Genomic DNA, 14,575 nt, shown 5'->3' with positions numbered 1-14,575 from the left:
GACCTAGAAAAGTGAGAGTTATTAATATGGTGCATCAATACACTTAGTGTTTCAACGCATTAAAAATTTTTTCTGCTAACGCGGTCGAAATTGTGGGAACTTTCGCAATTTCTTCAACGCTTGCATCACGTAAAGCTTGTAAACCACCCATATACTTCAATAGCATTTGACGTCGTTTTGGTCCCACCCCCTCAATCGATTCTAGAGAACTGGTGTTTTTAACCTTAGCACGACGCTGACGATGCCCCGTTATTGCGTGACGATGCGACTCATCACGAATATGTTGGATCAAATGTAACGCGGGTGAATCAGAAGGAAGTGCCACACCTTCGCCTTCTGGTTTAAAAAATAGTGTCTCTAACCCCGCTTTACGATCACTCCCCTTCGCGACACCAATTAATTTAGGGTGTGATTTATCCCAATCAACATCAAGTGATTGAAATACGTCAATGGCTTGTGCTAATTGCCCTTTACCACCATCGATAAAAATAATATCAGGTATTTTACTCTCTTCTAATGACTTGCCATAACGACGAGTCAATACTTGATTCATCGCGGCATAATCATCCCCCGGAGTGATCCCACTAATATTATAGCGCCTGTATTCCGATTTTAATGGGCCATTCATGTCAAATACGACACATGAAGCCACAGTTTGCTCTCCCATAGTGTGACTAATATCAAAACATTCCATTCGTTTTATCTCTTTCATCTCTAAAAGTGACATTAACGAGTTATAACGTTGAGAAATGGTTGATTGTTCAACTTGCTTAGTGGCTAATGCCGTAGCTGCATTAGTTCGTGCTAGTTTTAAATAGCGTGCTCTATCACCACGGGGTTTGGTTTGGATATGGATCTTACGTCCTGCTATCGAAGAAATTGACTCCGCTAAAATCGTTTTATCTTCAAGATTAAAATCGAGCAAAATTTCTGTGGGTAAAGTGCGGATCGCACTGCCTTGTAAATAAAATTGTCCAATAAAGGTTTGTACCACTTCGTCTAATGATGTATTTGCCGGTACTTTAGGAAAATAACTACGACTACCAAGCACTTTACCTTGACGGAAAAAGAGCACATACACACAAGCAATAGCACCATTAAATGCCACGCTAATCACATCGAGATCATCGCCAATATTAGCCACAAACTGTTTTTCAGTAACTTGTCTTACCGCGTGAATTTGGTCACGAATACGCGCAGCCTCTTCAAAGCGTAACGCTTGGCTTGCCTCTTCCATTCGTTTAATTAAGCCTTCAATCACTTGGCTGTCATCGCCGGATAAAAAAAGACGCACATAATTGACTTGCTGTGCATACTCTTCATCAGAGACATAACCTTTTACACAAGGGGCGAGACAACGGCCTATTTGATATTGCAAACAAGGGCGTGAGCGATTGCGGTAAACACTATCTTCACATTGACGAATAGGAAATAATTTTTGCATCAAAGCTAATGTTTCTCTCACCGCCAAAGAGTTAGGGAAAGGGCCAAAGTATTCCCCTTTAGCATGTTTAGCACCACGATAACTCGCCAATCTTGGGTGTTTGTCTGCACTTAAATAAATATACGGATAGGACTTATCATCTCGTAGTAACACATTATAGCGAGGCTGATAACGCTGAATATAGCTATGCTCTAAAAGTAGCGCTTCTGTCTCCGTATGTGTCACGGTAACATCAATATTGGCAATACATTTTACTAATGCTTCTGTTTTACGACTATTCACCTGAGCACGAAAGTAGCTTGATAATCGTTTTTTCAGATCTTTTGCTTTTCCAACATAAATAACGGTGCCTGAGGCGTCATACATTCGATACACACCCGGTTGACTCGTTACTCGACTTAGAAATGCTTTAGCATCAAATATGTTTTCCACTTTGTAAGTAACTCTCTATCTCGATTAACCCATAACGAACTGCTATATGAGTTAATTCTACATCACCTGAGATTTTAAGTTTACTAAACATTCGATAACGATAGCTATTTACTGTTTTAGTGCTGATATTCAGCTCTTGTGCAATTTGTGCTATTTTTTTCCCTCTTATAATCATCGACATTATCTGTAACTCTCTTTCAGAAAGATGATGTAGCGGATTTAAGTCTGCTTGTACTTTAGTTAGTGCAATATCCATAGCAATTTCTGGACTAATATAACGTTGACCAATACAGACTTGTCGAATGGCCTGAAGCACATTCGCAGCAGAGGAATCTATAACGATAAACCCTTCAATACCTAACTGTAGCAATGTGACGGAAAGTATTGAGTCTATTTTAGGCGAAATAACCACTATTTTTATAATGGGAGAAAAACGTTTAATTCTTTTTATTACATCTATTAAAGAGACAGTAGGTAAAGAATAAAAAATAATAAGATTGACAGAATATTGTCTGCAATAACGAAAAGCTTCACTTTCATCATTCATAATCTTACGAATGTTAATTTTTTTAATCTGGCAAAGTAATTTTTCTATACCTAAACTAAATATTTCAACTTGACTGATTACTAGAGTATTTATCAACGATATCAATCCTTAAAAATATTTAATAAAATTAAAGATAATTCAAGGCAATAAAATTTATAATGACAAATGCTATTATAATATCGTTAGAATTTCCATATTTTTATTTTTTATTCACGCAACAATGATATTATAAATAAATTATTATTTTTATCGCATTAATTAATAATGTATTAAAATTATACACACATTTATAAAAAATATAAAAAAGCTAATAAAATATAATAATCATTAATTATAGGAATAAAGTACTTCCTATATAAAATATAAGAAGCACTTTAGTACTTTAAAAATGATCAAATGTCACCGCTTTATCAAAAGATAATTTACCTAATCGTGGAAAAGGTTTTCCTTTACCTTTACCAATGGCAATCATTAAACAGATAGCATAGTGCTCAGGCAAGTTAATTGTTTTTGCTACCTCGGCAAAATCAAACCCATCCATAGGACAAGAATCAAAACCGCGCTCTTGTGCTAATAGCATCAGTGTTTGAGCAAACAAACCCGCACTACGCATAATCTCATCCCGTTGCACTTGTGGTTTATTGCGATAATAACTATCAACAGCACTGCACATAATATCTCTGACTTCCGGGGTAGCATCTTGCCAAATTGTTTTAACTTCACTCTCCCAAACATTGAGATCTGCACATAAAACAATCAGCATAGCAGAGTCTGTTATTTGAGGCTGATCCCAACCCACTTTTCTTAATGCTTGACGTTGCTTAACATCATCAACAACCAAAAGACGCCAATGCTGCAGATTAAATGCACTTGGCGTATATTGTAACGCATCTTCAAGTAAGGCTTTTTTCTCTTCTTGTGGTATTTTGAAATCAGCATCAAACTGTTTTGTTGCACGACGGTTTTTTACTGCATCAATTACATTCATTATTTTCCATCCATTTGCTAATCATTGACATTTATTTATCTATTATAGAAGAAATGCGTTTAGTGTGCAGACTGTGCTATTATTTCTAATTATCTTTGTTAATTAATTAGTTATAACAAAAAACCACTAGTTAATAACAAAATATCGTTATAATAGTATTATCAAATATACGATAACCCTTTATTTTTTCTATTTGTTTTTAAGCGTAAAAGAAGGCGAAAACAATTGATTTAAGCCTAACACTTAAATTTGAAAAAAGGGTATCATCAAAGGCTACTATTCAATATAACAGACCTTGCAAAGTATATTAACCCTATGAAATTAAATGATGAATTAACTAATTCTATCGCATCAGTCACAGAAGCCGCTGCTATTGCGGCTATGCCATGGGTAGGTAAACAAGATAAAAATGCGGCAGATGCTGCCGCAGTTGCCGCCATGCGAGAGCGCCTTAATAGCCTTAATATCAATGGCCAAATTGTTATTGGTGAAGGTGAAATTGATGAAGCACCTATGCTCTATATTGGCGAACCAGTAGGCAACGGCCAAGGTGAAAAAATAGAAATTGCCGTTGATCCTATCGATGGAACTCGCATGGTCGCTACCGGTGAAAATAATTCTTTGGCTATTTTAGCTGCAGGTTTTGAAGGTAGTTTTTTACAAGCACCCGATATGTACATGGAAAAACTGGTTGTCGGTAAAAAAGCAGCAGGTGTGATCGACCTTAACCATTGCCTTGAATATAACCTTGATGCTATTGCACAAACATTAAATAAATCATTAAGCCAGTTAACACTAGCTATTTTAGATAAACCGCGCCATCACGATATTATCATTGATTTGCGTAATAGAGGTATTAATGTCATCACTTTGCCGGATGGCGATGTACTTGCTTCTTTATATGCCACAATGCCTAATAATCCTATTGATGTTATGTACGGGATTGGTGGCGCGCCAGAAGGTGTAATTAGTGCCGCTATTGCTAAAGCTTTAGGTGGTGATATGCAAGCGCGCCTTATTACCCGCGATATTGCTAAAGGTAATAATGCAACAAACAGAGAAATTGCAGCACAAGAAATCTCTCGATGCCATAACATGGGAACTGATGTTAATATTACATTGCCACTTGAAATATTGGTGCGCCATCAGGATGTTATGTTTGCAGCAACCGCAATTACTGCCGGTGACCTATTATCCGGTGTCACTGAACAAAGCGATTATTTGCGTACACACTCGTTAGTGATTAATGGCTCCACACACTCATTACGTTATATCGAAAATTATCATTTACGCTAACACGAGAATAACAACTAAAAAAGCGACACGGGCTTACGTGTCGCAAAATGTATTCAAGGGGTATTTATAGTTATAATTAATTCATGCTAATAAATTAGCTGGATTATCAATACACAGCTTATCTATTATCGCCTTATCAATGCCACGCTGTGCTAATAATGAAAGAAAAACGTTAGGCACAAAACCCCAACCATTTCCGCCATTTTTTGCCCACATCTGTTTTAAAAACACATCATGACTTAATACAATTTGGTTACCATAACCTCTTTCTATTAAGGTTGCGACAGCTTCAACCGTATCCATCACACTGGGTGCCGCGCCTTCTTTAGGGAAAGAAATATCAAGACCTATCATGTCAAATTCAAGCCAAACACCTCGATCAAGCATTTTGCATTGATAATCGATATCTTTACCAGAAGGATCTGAATGGGCTAACGATATTTTGGCTGGATCACACCCCATTTCTGTTAAAAGAATATCTAATACTTCATCACCACGGCGTTGCCAACCTGGCATATGAATATTCATTGAGGCATAAGGGTTATTATTTTGAGCCAGTGCAGCGGCACGTAAACTATTTTTTTCACCATCTGTAAAGAAAGGAGATACACCAATTTCGCCAATCATACCAGCACGAATATCTGTACCGTCAATGCCGATATTTAATTCATCATCGATCATTTTTGCCATCGCATCAATATCATCAGCTAGGCGTTTTCCTTCAAATTTCTCAATATAAAGGCCGGAAGAAGCAACGACATTAATCCCCGTTAATTCTGCAACTTGTTTTAATTTTCTAATATCACGACCAATTGACGATGAACCTGTAGCATCAACAATCGTTTTGCCCCCAAGCTCTTTAAAATTATTTAATTCAAAAATAACGTCTTCAATGGGTTTTTTATCCATATTATCGCAACAACAATATGGATCGTATTTTAGTCCCCACTGAATATCTGCACTGACTTTTTTATCTACTAAAACGTGTGAGAATTCATAAAAAGGTTCATCAACAACGCCAGATAAATCATTAAATAAATGTTCGTGAGGTAGTGTCAGTCCCATATCCGCTTTTTTAACCGGACCCGTTACCGTTTGAATATAACCTTTCATGATTATGCCCCTGCTCTTTTTACTGATTTAGTCGCTTTAAACTCAGGAATGGTAGTAACAATGGCGCCGACTAAAGCAAATAACGTACCGATGATTGTGACTAAATAAACAGTATTTCCTAACGAAGGTAATAAGAGGTCAATTAATACCGAACCCAGTAATTGGCCCGCAGTTGATGCAACACCTAACATCAGTAACCCTAAGCCTCGTACTAAAATAGCCATTAATGCAATAGACATTAACCCTAAAGGCCCACCTAAATACATCCACCATGTAGCAGGAAGCTCCAGTGTTATATGCCCTAACGCCATACGTACTACTAACGCAATCGTTAAAACAGTAAATCCAACAATAAAGTTCCAAGTAATAGAAACCATCATCGAACCTGTTGCTTCAGCCACTTTTGAATTACCTGCTGGTTGCCATCCCGCTAATAAACCCGCTAAAAAAGGTAGAATAGCTAAGTAAATAAAAGAGGTTGAATGCCACTGCGGAGAAACGACAAAAAGAGTAGCAACAACAGCTAATACGGCACCTAATACACGATATGGGGTGAAGTATTTCTTCTCATCCACACCTATACCAAAGCGGTCACATAATAAACCTGATAATAACAGTGCTGAAATTAATGCTGTTTGGAATGTAGCTATTCCTAATGCACTGGCTGATGCTCCTTCAGAAAAAACCACCATTGCGCCACAGAGGCCAGCAAACCAATTCCATAATGGAATTTTACGTGTTTTAATTAATGTCGGAATAGAAGCAAATTGCTGGCGATATTGTTTTTTGGACATAATGATAAAAAACATGACCACTAAACCACTGGCAAAAGAGATAACTGCACTAGCATTACCGTCTTTTAATACATGTCCCAGTTGCCCATTCACCGCAGACTGCATTGGTGATAGCATCCCTGCTAACACAGTTGCTACCATCAGCAAGGGTGTTGATAAATTTTTTGTACTCATAAGATGTTCCTTTTGGATTATTGACTATGAGTGATTTCTTTTTTATTTTTCAAGTAATCGGTTATTTTGTTATTAGCGCAGAGTGCAGCTCTGCGCTTTTTTACTTTTCTTACTGCTATTGTTATTAAGAACTAACGTGCGATTTGCTTTAGAATATTGACCCACATATCAGCATAATGTGGCCATGCTAAAAACTCTTTGCTCCCCCAATGCGGTGAACAGTCACTCATAAAACAAGCTGTTTTTCCTTTTTCAAATTGACCAAACACCAGTAGTGGATCTTCGCCAATATTCAAAACCGTTTCAGTGTTATGTTTAGCGAACACTTTGTTATAACCAAGGAACATCGGCCATTCACTAAAACCTTTTATCGTGGCATGCTCCGCATTAACTGGAGTTGCGAATACTCCTTCTGGGGCTTCCACACGATCGTCACCCTCTAACATTTCAACAGGTAACACTTGTGCCAATAAGGTATTTTTATAGTTTGCTTTCGCTTCAATACCCATAAATGATAGATAGCCGCCAATCATTAATAAGCCACCACCATTAGCAACAAACTGTTTAATTAGCCCTAATGCATTTGGAAGTACTTTCATGTTGTAGAAAGTATCGTTTTGCAAGAGGAAAGTATTAGCACCAATATCACTGATCACGATGACATCATATTTTGCTAATTCTTCATCAGTCTGAGGAAATGCGACCTGAACGGTATGTGCAGGCATATAATCAACTGCTACCCCTTTTTCCCTTAAACAATTTAATAAAAAAGTGGCACCTTCCTCATATTTACTAGAAGTGAAACTGTCGTAGCCTTTTGAGTGGATCATATGAATGTGCCATGACTCACCAATAAATAAGATTTTCATTTTTTTTCCTCTTTCAAAAAGATTATTTATTCAGGGGATTGAGTGACAATCTGTGAATATGTTGTTTGATTGATGCGATGCATGACATTAATATCTTCAGGCATTTCTGAAGCATTACTCGTCTCAACAGCTAGTGATGCAAAAGCTGATGCATAGCGTAACGCGTAAGAAAACTGCTTTCCTTTTGCTAGTGAGGCTGCTAGTGCACCATTAAAAGCATCACCAGCGCCCGCTGTATTTTTTACCACCGCAGGATAAGCTGGTGAGTAAATATATTTATAACCGTCATAAGCTAATGAACCTTTACTACCTAAAGTAATGACAACTTTATTAACACCTTTTTGATAAATAGCATTGGCTGCATTTTTAGCAGATACTAAATCAACAACTTCAATACCTGATAATAAGCTAGCTTCTGTTTCATTAGGTGTTAATATATCTAACATTGGCAATAGCTTATCAATAACTTTATTGTAAGGTGCAGGATTTAAAATAATAGGAATATTATTTTCATTCCCAATTGAAATAATTTCCTTTAATGCTTCAATATTAGTTTCTAATTGCAATAAAATTATATCGGCATCTATAATTTTATCTTTTTGTATTTTTACCTCATCAGAAGAAATATCCATATTAGCCCCTGAATAAATAGAAATAATATTTTCACCACTCTCTTCTGACACAAAGATTGATGCTGTTCCAGTTTGATGATTTTCAGTTTGATATATCGTTGATGTTTTTATTCTTGATGACGATATAAAATTTACTGCATAATCACTAAACTGATCAGTACCGATTTTGGTGATAAAATGCACCTGTGCATCAGCATAACTTGCCGCTAATGCTTGATTACATCCTTTACCTCCTGGTGAGAAGATAAATTTATTCGCCAATAAAGATTCCCCGGTTTCTGGCAGTCTGGGCAAATAACTAATCATATCAACATTAAATGAACCTAATACACATACTTTATTTACTGCCGGCTGCCCCGCTAAATTAATTTTATCAATTTGATCATTACATTCTAAAAATTGTATGATTTCTTTTTTGGCAACTTTATCTAATGTTTCAAATTCAATAAAGGCCCCACCATGGCATCTTTTAATTATTCCTTTCTCAGCCAATGTATTTAAATCTGATCGTATCGTTTCTTTGGTAACACTAAGCTCTTTTGCTAAAACAGAAACTTTTACTGCACCATGACCTTTGATCAGATTAACAATTTTTTTATGACGCTCTGCTTTCATTTAATGTTACCTCTATGGCAACAACTTTAATTTATTAGTTGTTATGGGATTGTGATTACAATCATATGTTATTTATTAAAAGCAAAAAAAAACAGAAACACAAAAATAAAAAACAAAAAAAAGCAGAAATAAATAATGATAGTAATAAGATTACTTAATATATAGAAGCCATCTCCCCTCTCATAAAAACACAAATAAAATCAAATAATAAAATAACAAACACTATATTGATTATAAAACAATCTAATATTAATTATTTGTTTTTTAAAACTTAAATAATTAACTTAAAAAACAATAAAAAATAAAAACCTTATTTTATAATAATTTAGAGTTATTAGAATAATCAAAAATAAAAATAATCATCACTATGTTTAAATAACCAACTATTTTAGTGAATCGAGCAAAGCTTAAAATAAATTAATCATCCATTTTTATAGTTCATAAATTAGTACAATTCTTCTTACCATTAAAATGTATAGCCAATGATAATGTAAATTAATCATGTCAACTTATAATTAGAAATACAGATACAATGATTAAAATAGAAGCAGTTTTTATTGTCTCATTTTGTGAGGTAGATAACATTAATAACAACAGTCATTGAACAAACTAAGTATAAATAACCTATTTTAAGTAGGCAAAGTAAGTAAAAATCTTGCTTTATTTATTGATTTATTTTTTTACTCGTCAATCTTTGGCTTATTTTGTAAATAGCTGAGAATACTAAAGCACTAACAGCAACTCACTGATACAAAATATAACTCCAATAAAAAATAAAAACTTAGATATAAAAACTAAAAATCACAAAATTCAAGAAGATAAAATCAGCAACAATGTGTTCTAAAATATCTAATACCTAAATAGATTGTAAAACAACCTATTTATCAGACATATTCCGACACATTTATTTTCTAGCGATGTTTAAACTTAGTGTCTAAGATTATAAATATAAATTAAGCACCAATAATCTGATAAATACACAACGTAAAGACATAAGGATATACCTATGAAAATAAAATCACTTATTGCTATTTCATTATTAAGTGTTAGTGCTTCTCTTTTTGCCGCTGAAAGCACCAGCACAACACAACAAGTTCAAGGCGTAACTCAAGCACAAAAAGATCTCAATGATTATGAAAAAGTCATGGTAGAAAAAGTTTGGGTTACCACGCAAGCCATTGACGAGAAAGGCAATAAAGTTGACGCTAATAATCCACAAGTCAGTAATTATTTTGGCCTAGCAGAATATTATCCTAATGGCACTTTTATTATGTTTACCCCTGAAGGTAAACAAAAAATGCAAGGGGATTGGTCAATGTCTAATGATGGAAAAACGCGTACATTAGTTGCCAAAGATGCACAAGGAAAAACACTATTTACTCGTGATGTAGAAAATATCACCATCAATAATGATGAGTATACCTATCGTATTTACCCAACTGAAGGGGATAATACTGTTTATTTTGATATTATTCATCACGTTAACAAGTAATCATAATACGTTGTTTCACCTGTTATAAATAATTAAGGGCTATTTTATGGTAAGTAAAATAGCCCTTTTTTTAGTTGTATGACCTTAATATAACTAGCCTTAAATCAAATTTTGAGCTTCCCCATCAACCCAATAAATCACGTTAAGCGCTTCTTCTGGTGTTGGGACTTCCAGTTTGCTCAACATTCTTTCCATCACTTTATCGGGAACCGCTTCCTTTCTTGCGCTGTTTTGTTTTTTCCATTGCAAATAAGGGACTTCAATATATACCAATGTCACTTTAGCTTGATAACGATAAAACAGAGCAATAAGCTGATTACGCATTTGTTTAGTAATATTTGTTGCATTCCAAACAAAAGGCTTATGCTCTCTTAAATATATTCTCGCTTGCTCTTTGGCAAGTTGTGCAATCCATCCATTCGCATCACGATCATCTGGTTTTATATTATGCTGCTGACGTAATGCATCTAAACTTACTACAGGCATATCTGCACAATATTGGCGAATATAACTATCTTTGCCCATTCCCGGTAGCCCACAAAGCACAATAACTTCACTTCCTTGCTCTGGATAAGGTTCATAGTGAGGATCGACACTATTTTCACTATGAAAATAGTGAAATCGAGCGCCATCAGAAATAAATCGTGCGGGTGTTCTCCAACAATTTAATTCTTCACAGTAAAGTGTAAATAACGCTATTTTATCCAATAAAGCAGGCTTATCTTCACTGCTTCGTCCCAGAACATCCGCCTTAGCCAGCAATGCCAATAAATAGCAATCTACTCTTAACGAAGCCGCTAATAAGGCTTTTTTAGGATCGGGTTTATCCATTAACCATAAAGGTAATCCGTGATAGCGTACTAATGCCGCAATCTGTTCTCTATCAATAAAGCTAACCGGCACTTTTTCATATAAAAAACGTCTTGTCGTTAATTCTCCTTTACGAGCATGGCCTGGCGAAATAATTCGCCCATTCTCTTCACGGGTAGTTGAACGTTTTTCTACATCATGTAAAAGTGCTGCAATCCATAGAATTTGTTGCTCTCTTTCTGACAGCTCTTGGTATTCAGGGAGTGATTTTATAGCGTGGATCACCTGTTGTGTATGAATAGCTACATCACCTTCAGCATGGTGGATCGGATCTTGTCGAACACCGGACATATCACTAATTTCATTATAGTACTCACCAAGTTGTTCCCATGACATTTCGCTATGTAATTTTTTATGAAGCATCATGAGACTCCTGTGTTTTTTCCCAAATCAGTGGCGCTCTTTTCCAATTACGTTTCCAATGCACATCTGTTTTAACATGATCTTTTCTCACATATTTAAACACCCGATGTGAAAATTCATCTAATGAAAATGCTTGAGCATCTCGTGTGACAATGCCTTCCATCGCACTTGGTTTCTTGGTTAACACATCTCGTGATTGAAAAGAGCTATGCTTTTGTGCGTGTAAAATAATATTCTTTTCAAACTCTATTTTATTTTCCGATTTTGGTAGCGAGATTTCCGGTACGGTGGGTAAATCAAATAAAGTGGCATAAAATTGCACTTCTTCCCAACTTAGCCATTTATCCTGACAACGTATGGCAAAAACATAGAAATACTCTTCCAAATGTTGGTATTCAATAGAATGAATGGCATAAAGATTTTCACCAAAAATATCTAAATTACCTAAATCATTTCTGATGGATTGCCAACGCTGGCGTAGTTGTACTGTCCATGCAGATTGTGTCGGAGTCGCATGAGAGCGAGCAAAAACCCCCATTCGATTTAAGCAATTATTTTCACCATCTAATTTTTCAGTATGAATAAGATGCTTTATTTTGCAGATATCTTGCCACCAATTGGCATTAATACGATCATCGCTTGTTGTGCCTGGTGAAAAAGGATAGTGATATGTTCTGTCATATTTTTTTGATTGATTATTCATTGTGTTATACTCATTAAGTAACAGGAACCCTACTAAATTTATATTAAAATTCAGTGAGTATATTTATCTGTATTTGCACTATTTATCTTCAGTGCCTTAATGCGTATTACATAACCACAACCTAATAACTCAAAAATAACAAAAGAAATAATTTTTAACATACTACCTGTATTATCAAGATAGCACTAGAAAAAAATGTTTATATTTATTATTCATTTTCTCTCAATTTTTTTCGTTATTTAACACTCCATGATGATTGTTCATCTATCCTTAATAGGGTGACAACGCTAATAATGTCACTCTATGGGTATTTATACTTAAATAATGATAAATATCTTAATCCTCAGTCGCTGTTTACATAACGATATTGCACATGGGAGGTAGTATGTATCACGATCTTCAAGGAAAAGTTGCTGTAGTAACAGGTTCGTCACGAGGAATTGGTGCAGCAGTAGTGACGAGATTAGCTCAAGAAGGAATGAACGTTGTTATCAACTATCACTCTGATGAAAATGAAGCTCAAGCATTAGCCGATAGCTTAAATAAACATGGTAAAGGTAAAGCGATTATTTTTGGCGGTGACATTAGTGATGAAAAAATTGCTCATAACTTTATTTATAAAGCGATTGACCACTTTGGTCAGCTCGATCTTCTGATCAATAATGCGGGAATTGAGACACAAACCCCTTCCCATGCAGTGAATTTAGAAGATTGGCGTAAAATTATTGATATAAATTTAACCAGTTATTTTCTAACGGCTCGCTCCGCATTGAAATATTTCGTTGAGAATAAGATCAAAGGCAATATTATTAATATGTCTTCTGTTCATGAAGTGATCCCATGGCCGACTTTTGCTAGTTACGCTGCCAGTAAAGGTGGCGTGAGAATGTTAACGCAATCACTGGCTCTTGAATATGCACACTATGGTATTCGTATTAACGCCATTGGCCCTGGTGCTATTAATACCCCAATAAATAAAGAAAAAATGCAAGATGATGCGTTACGCAAAGAATTAGAAGAGATGATCCCAATGAAATATGCCGCAGAGCCTGAAGCAGTGGCTAATGTTGCTGCTTGGTTAGCATCGGAGCAATCTACTTATATTACTGGACAAACTATTTTCATTGATGGCGGTATGACACTTTATCCTTCATTTCAAGGTGGAAAAGGTTAAAGCCGTTCACTGTCGTCCATACCGTTAAGATAACCTTCTTTCCAAATTTTGCGGTTTATTTATACTTATTCTTTGGGAAGAAGGCTTTTATCCTTATTTTATTCAATCAAAATAACATTTTCGGAATGGATAATATTATCAGGAAAAATAAGTGCTCTTTCAGAAATAAACGGCATATGTAATGTACGTGTGCCCGTTGAAATAGAAACCCCTGCTTTTAACCATGCATCAGCCACCAGCTCTGTACAATAAACACCTTTATCTTGCTGAATACTGAAGTTTTCCCCTACTCGATTTAAAACAGCTTCTAACGCTTGTTGTCGTGCTTGTTCACTTCCACGCACTTGGTAAAAGCGTACAGAATTAGGCTTAGCACGACTGATAAAGAAATCCAAACTATCGATAGTAACACCATCTTTACTATCAGCATGTTCACTGGGTGTTGAGTGAACAACCTGTATACCTTGCTCAGTTATCCACAACATTCCTACGTGGCTGAACCCGCTGTTATCAACTTGCTTTATTATGTCGCTAATAACTTCATCACCATCGCGAAAAACCAGATCACCACTTTTTAACTGATAAGGCAAAGCGAGCACAGTCAATGTGCTCGCTAAGTATAAAGTTAATGCAAGAGTAAAGCGTATTATCACTTAACTTCAACTTTCCATTTGCCATCAACTTTGATCATATTTTGATTTTCTGTTTTTTCTTCACCATTTTTCAACACTGTTTTGAGTGTGACAACGGCTTTATTTTTATCTTCGCTGTATTCAACTTTTGCTACTTCAACCTTACCCAAGCCACCTTGCTCTTTAATTTTTTTGCCCGCTTCGGCAACGATCATTTTAAATTTGCCGGTAATTTGCTCTGCCATTGGATCTTTTTCTAAATCACCAAAATACATTAATGACACAGCCTTATCACCATCACCGGAAGCGACAGCTTCAATAAATTCAACCGCGGCTTTTCCTGCTTCGTCTTGTTTATCACCACATGCAGATAATGTCATCATTGCCACCGCAAGAAACATAAATCCCATCATTTTCTTTAACATAAATTCACCATC

14 protein-coding genes are annotated in these 14,575 nt (G+C 35.6%); 3 read left to right on the top strand and 11 right to left on the bottom strand.

The features are described 5' to 3' along the window. Positions 1-43: 43 nt before the first annotated feature. The 3 genes from uvrC to AACV00_RS15090 form a co-directional block, all read right to left on the bottom strand. Positions 44-1,876 carry an excinuclease ABC subunit UvrC gene (uvrC, locus tag AACV00_RS15100; RefSeq protein WP_004243286.1) on the bottom strand — a complete coding sequence of 611 codons (1,833 nt, stop codon included), beginning with the start codon at positions 1,874-1,876 and terminating at the stop codon, positions 44-46. Next, a complete protein-coding gene (locus AACV00_RS15095; protein WP_109024023.1) occupies positions 1,860-2,423 on the bottom strand; it encodes a LuxR C-terminal-related transcriptional regulator in 564 nt (187 codons plus the stop codon). The genes uvrC and AACV00_RS15095 overlap by 17 nt, the downstream gene beginning before the upstream one ends. A 382-nt stretch (positions 2,424-2,805) precedes the next feature. Further along, positions 2,806-3,411, bottom strand: a complete 606-nt coding sequence (locus tag AACV00_RS15090; protein ID WP_004248254.1) for a nitroreductase family protein — start codon at positions 3,409-3,411, stop codon at positions 2,806-2,808. A 315-nt stretch (positions 3,412-3,726) separates the two neighbouring features. On the opposite strand from AACV00_RS15090, the gene glpX reads away from it, so the two are divergent. Further along, positions 3,727-4,707 carry a class II fructose-bisphosphatase gene (gene glpX / locus AACV00_RS15085; protein WP_004248255.1) on the top strand — a complete coding sequence of 327 codons (981 nt, stop codon included), beginning with the start codon at positions 3,727-3,729 and terminating at the stop codon, positions 4,705-4,707. Between the two features lie 81 nt (positions 4,708-4,788). Here glpX and AACV00_RS15080 read toward each other — a convergent pair whose 3' ends face one another. From AACV00_RS15080 to AACV00_RS15065, 4 genes are all read right to left on the bottom strand, one after another. Further along, complete coding sequence (locus AACV00_RS15080) at positions 4,789-5,820, bottom strand: methylphosphonate esterase (protein ID WP_004250910.1); 1,032 nt, start codon at positions 5,818-5,820, stop codon at positions 4,789-4,791. Between the two features lie 2 nt (positions 5,821-5,822). Further along, positions 5,823-6,788, bottom strand: a complete 966-nt coding sequence (locus AACV00_RS15075) for a DMT family transporter (RefSeq protein ID WP_004243293.1) — start codon at positions 6,786-6,788, stop codon at positions 5,823-5,825. 131 nt (positions 6,789-6,919) lie between these two features. Then, positions 6,920-7,657 (bottom strand): glutamine amidotransferase, encoded by a 738-nt coding sequence (locus AACV00_RS15070; RefSeq protein WP_004243294.1) that lies wholly within the window; start codon positions 7,655-7,657, stop codon positions 6,920-6,922. A 26-nt stretch (positions 7,658-7,683) separates the two neighbouring features. Beyond that, the gene (locus tag AACV00_RS15065) at positions 7,684-8,904 is read right to left on the bottom strand and encodes a PfkB family carbohydrate kinase (protein ID WP_004243297.1); all 1,221 of its coding nucleotides are present in this window, start codon (positions 8,902-8,904) and stop codon (positions 7,684-7,686) included. A 1,006-nt stretch (positions 8,905-9,910) separates the two neighbouring features. Here AACV00_RS15065 and AACV00_RS15060 point away from each other — a divergent pair. Next, complete coding sequence (locus AACV00_RS15060; RefSeq protein ID WP_161680353.1) at positions 9,911-10,396, top strand: DUF4822 domain-containing protein; 486 nt, start codon at positions 9,911-9,913, stop codon at positions 10,394-10,396. Between the two features lie 99 nt (positions 10,397-10,495). On the opposite strand, the gene AACV00_RS15055 is transcribed toward AACV00_RS15060, so the two are convergent. Next, the gene (locus tag AACV00_RS15055) at positions 10,496-11,632 is read right to left on the bottom strand and encodes an AAA family ATPase (RefSeq protein ID WP_049199514.1); all 1,137 of its coding nucleotides are present in this window, start codon (positions 11,630-11,632) and stop codon (positions 10,496-10,498) included. Next, on the bottom strand, positions 11,619-12,332 hold the full coding sequence (locus AACV00_RS15050) for an RNA ligase family protein (protein WP_004243300.1): 714 nt from the start codon (positions 12,330-12,332) through the stop codon (positions 11,619-11,621). The genes AACV00_RS15055 and AACV00_RS15050 overlap by 14 nt, the downstream gene beginning before the upstream one ends. Before the next feature lie 385 nt (positions 12,333-12,717). Here AACV00_RS15050 and AACV00_RS15045 point away from each other — a divergent pair, with 385 nt between their 5' ends. Further along, positions 12,718-13,506 carry a glucose 1-dehydrogenase gene (locus AACV00_RS15045; RefSeq protein WP_004248258.1) on the top strand — a complete coding sequence of 263 codons (789 nt, stop codon included), beginning with the start codon at positions 12,718-12,720 and terminating at the stop codon, positions 13,504-13,506. 98 nt (positions 13,507-13,604) lie between these two features. Here the strand turns inward: AACV00_RS15045 and AACV00_RS15040 are convergent, their stop codons facing one another. Together AACV00_RS15040 and AACV00_RS15035 are read right to left on the bottom strand one after the other, a co-directional pair. Continuing rightward, positions 13,605-14,159: a YiiX/YebB-like N1pC/P60 family cysteine hydrolase gene (locus AACV00_RS15040; protein WP_004243303.1), complete on the bottom strand. Its 555-nt coding sequence runs from the start codon at positions 14,157-14,159 to the stop codon at positions 13,605-13,607. Beyond that, entirely contained in the window at positions 14,156-14,563 is a 408-nt protein-coding gene (locus tag AACV00_RS15035) for a DUF4878 domain-containing protein (protein ID WP_004243305.1), read from the bottom strand. The genes AACV00_RS15040 and AACV00_RS15035 overlap by 4 nt, the downstream gene beginning before the upstream one ends. Between the last annotated feature and the right edge of the window lie 12 nt (positions 14,564-14,575).

Source organism: Proteus sp. G3927 (genome assembly GCF_963894685.1).
Lineage (GTDB): Bacteria > Pseudomonadota > Gammaproteobacteria > Enterobacterales > Enterobacteriaceae > Proteus > Proteus mirabilis.
Note: the sequence above shows the minus strand (reverse complement) of the source record. Positions and strands in the feature narration are given on the sequence as shown.

What these genes read in the sequence shown, in the direction of transcription:
- AACV00_RS15070 (WP_004243294.1), bottom strand. Translation starts at nt 7,657, where the DNA reads ATGAAAATCTTATTTATTGGTGAGTCATGGCACATTCATATGATCCAC.
- AACV00_RS15055 (WP_049199514.1), bottom strand. Translation starts at nt 11,632, where the DNA reads ATGATGCTTCATAAAAAATTACATAGCGAAATGTCATGGGAACAACTT.
- glpX (WP_004248255.1), top strand. Translation starts at nt 3,727, where the DNA reads ATGAAATTAAATGATGAATTAACTAATTCTATCGCATCAGTCACAGAA.
- AACV00_RS15080 (WP_004250910.1), bottom strand. Translation starts at nt 5,820, where the DNA reads ATGAAAGGTTATATTCAAACGGTAACGGGTCCGGTTAAAAAAGCGGAT.
- AACV00_RS15045 (WP_004248258.1), top strand. Translation starts at nt 12,718, where the DNA reads ATGTATCACGATCTTCAAGGAAAAGTTGCTGTAGTAACAGGTTCGTCA.
- AACV00_RS15065 (WP_004243297.1), bottom strand. Translation starts at nt 8,904, where the DNA reads ATGAAAGCAGAGCGTCATAAAAAAATTGTTAATCTGATCAAAGGTCAT.
- AACV00_RS15075 (WP_004243293.1), bottom strand. Translation starts at nt 6,788, where the DNA reads ATGAGTACAAAAAATTTATCAACACCCTTGCTGATGGTAGCAACTGTG.
- AACV00_RS15095 (WP_109024023.1), bottom strand. Translation starts at nt 2,423, where the DNA reads ATGAATGATGAAAGTGAAGCTTTTCGTTATTGCAGACAATATTCTGTC.
- AACV00_RS15060 (WP_161680353.1), top strand. Translation starts at nt 9,911, where the DNA reads ATGAAAATAAAATCACTTATTGCTATTTCATTATTAAGTGTTAGTGCT.
- AACV00_RS15035 (WP_004243305.1), bottom strand. Translation starts at nt 14,563, where the DNA reads ATGTTAAAGAAAATGATGGGATTTATGTTTCTTGCGGTGGCAATGATG.
- AACV00_RS15090 (WP_004248254.1), bottom strand. Translation starts at nt 3,411, where the DNA reads ATGAATGTAATTGATGCAGTAAAAAACCGTCGTGCAACAAAACAGTTT.
- AACV00_RS15050 (WP_004243300.1), bottom strand. Translation starts at nt 12,332, where the DNA reads ATGAATAATCAATCAAAAAAATATGACAGAACATATCACTATCCTTTT.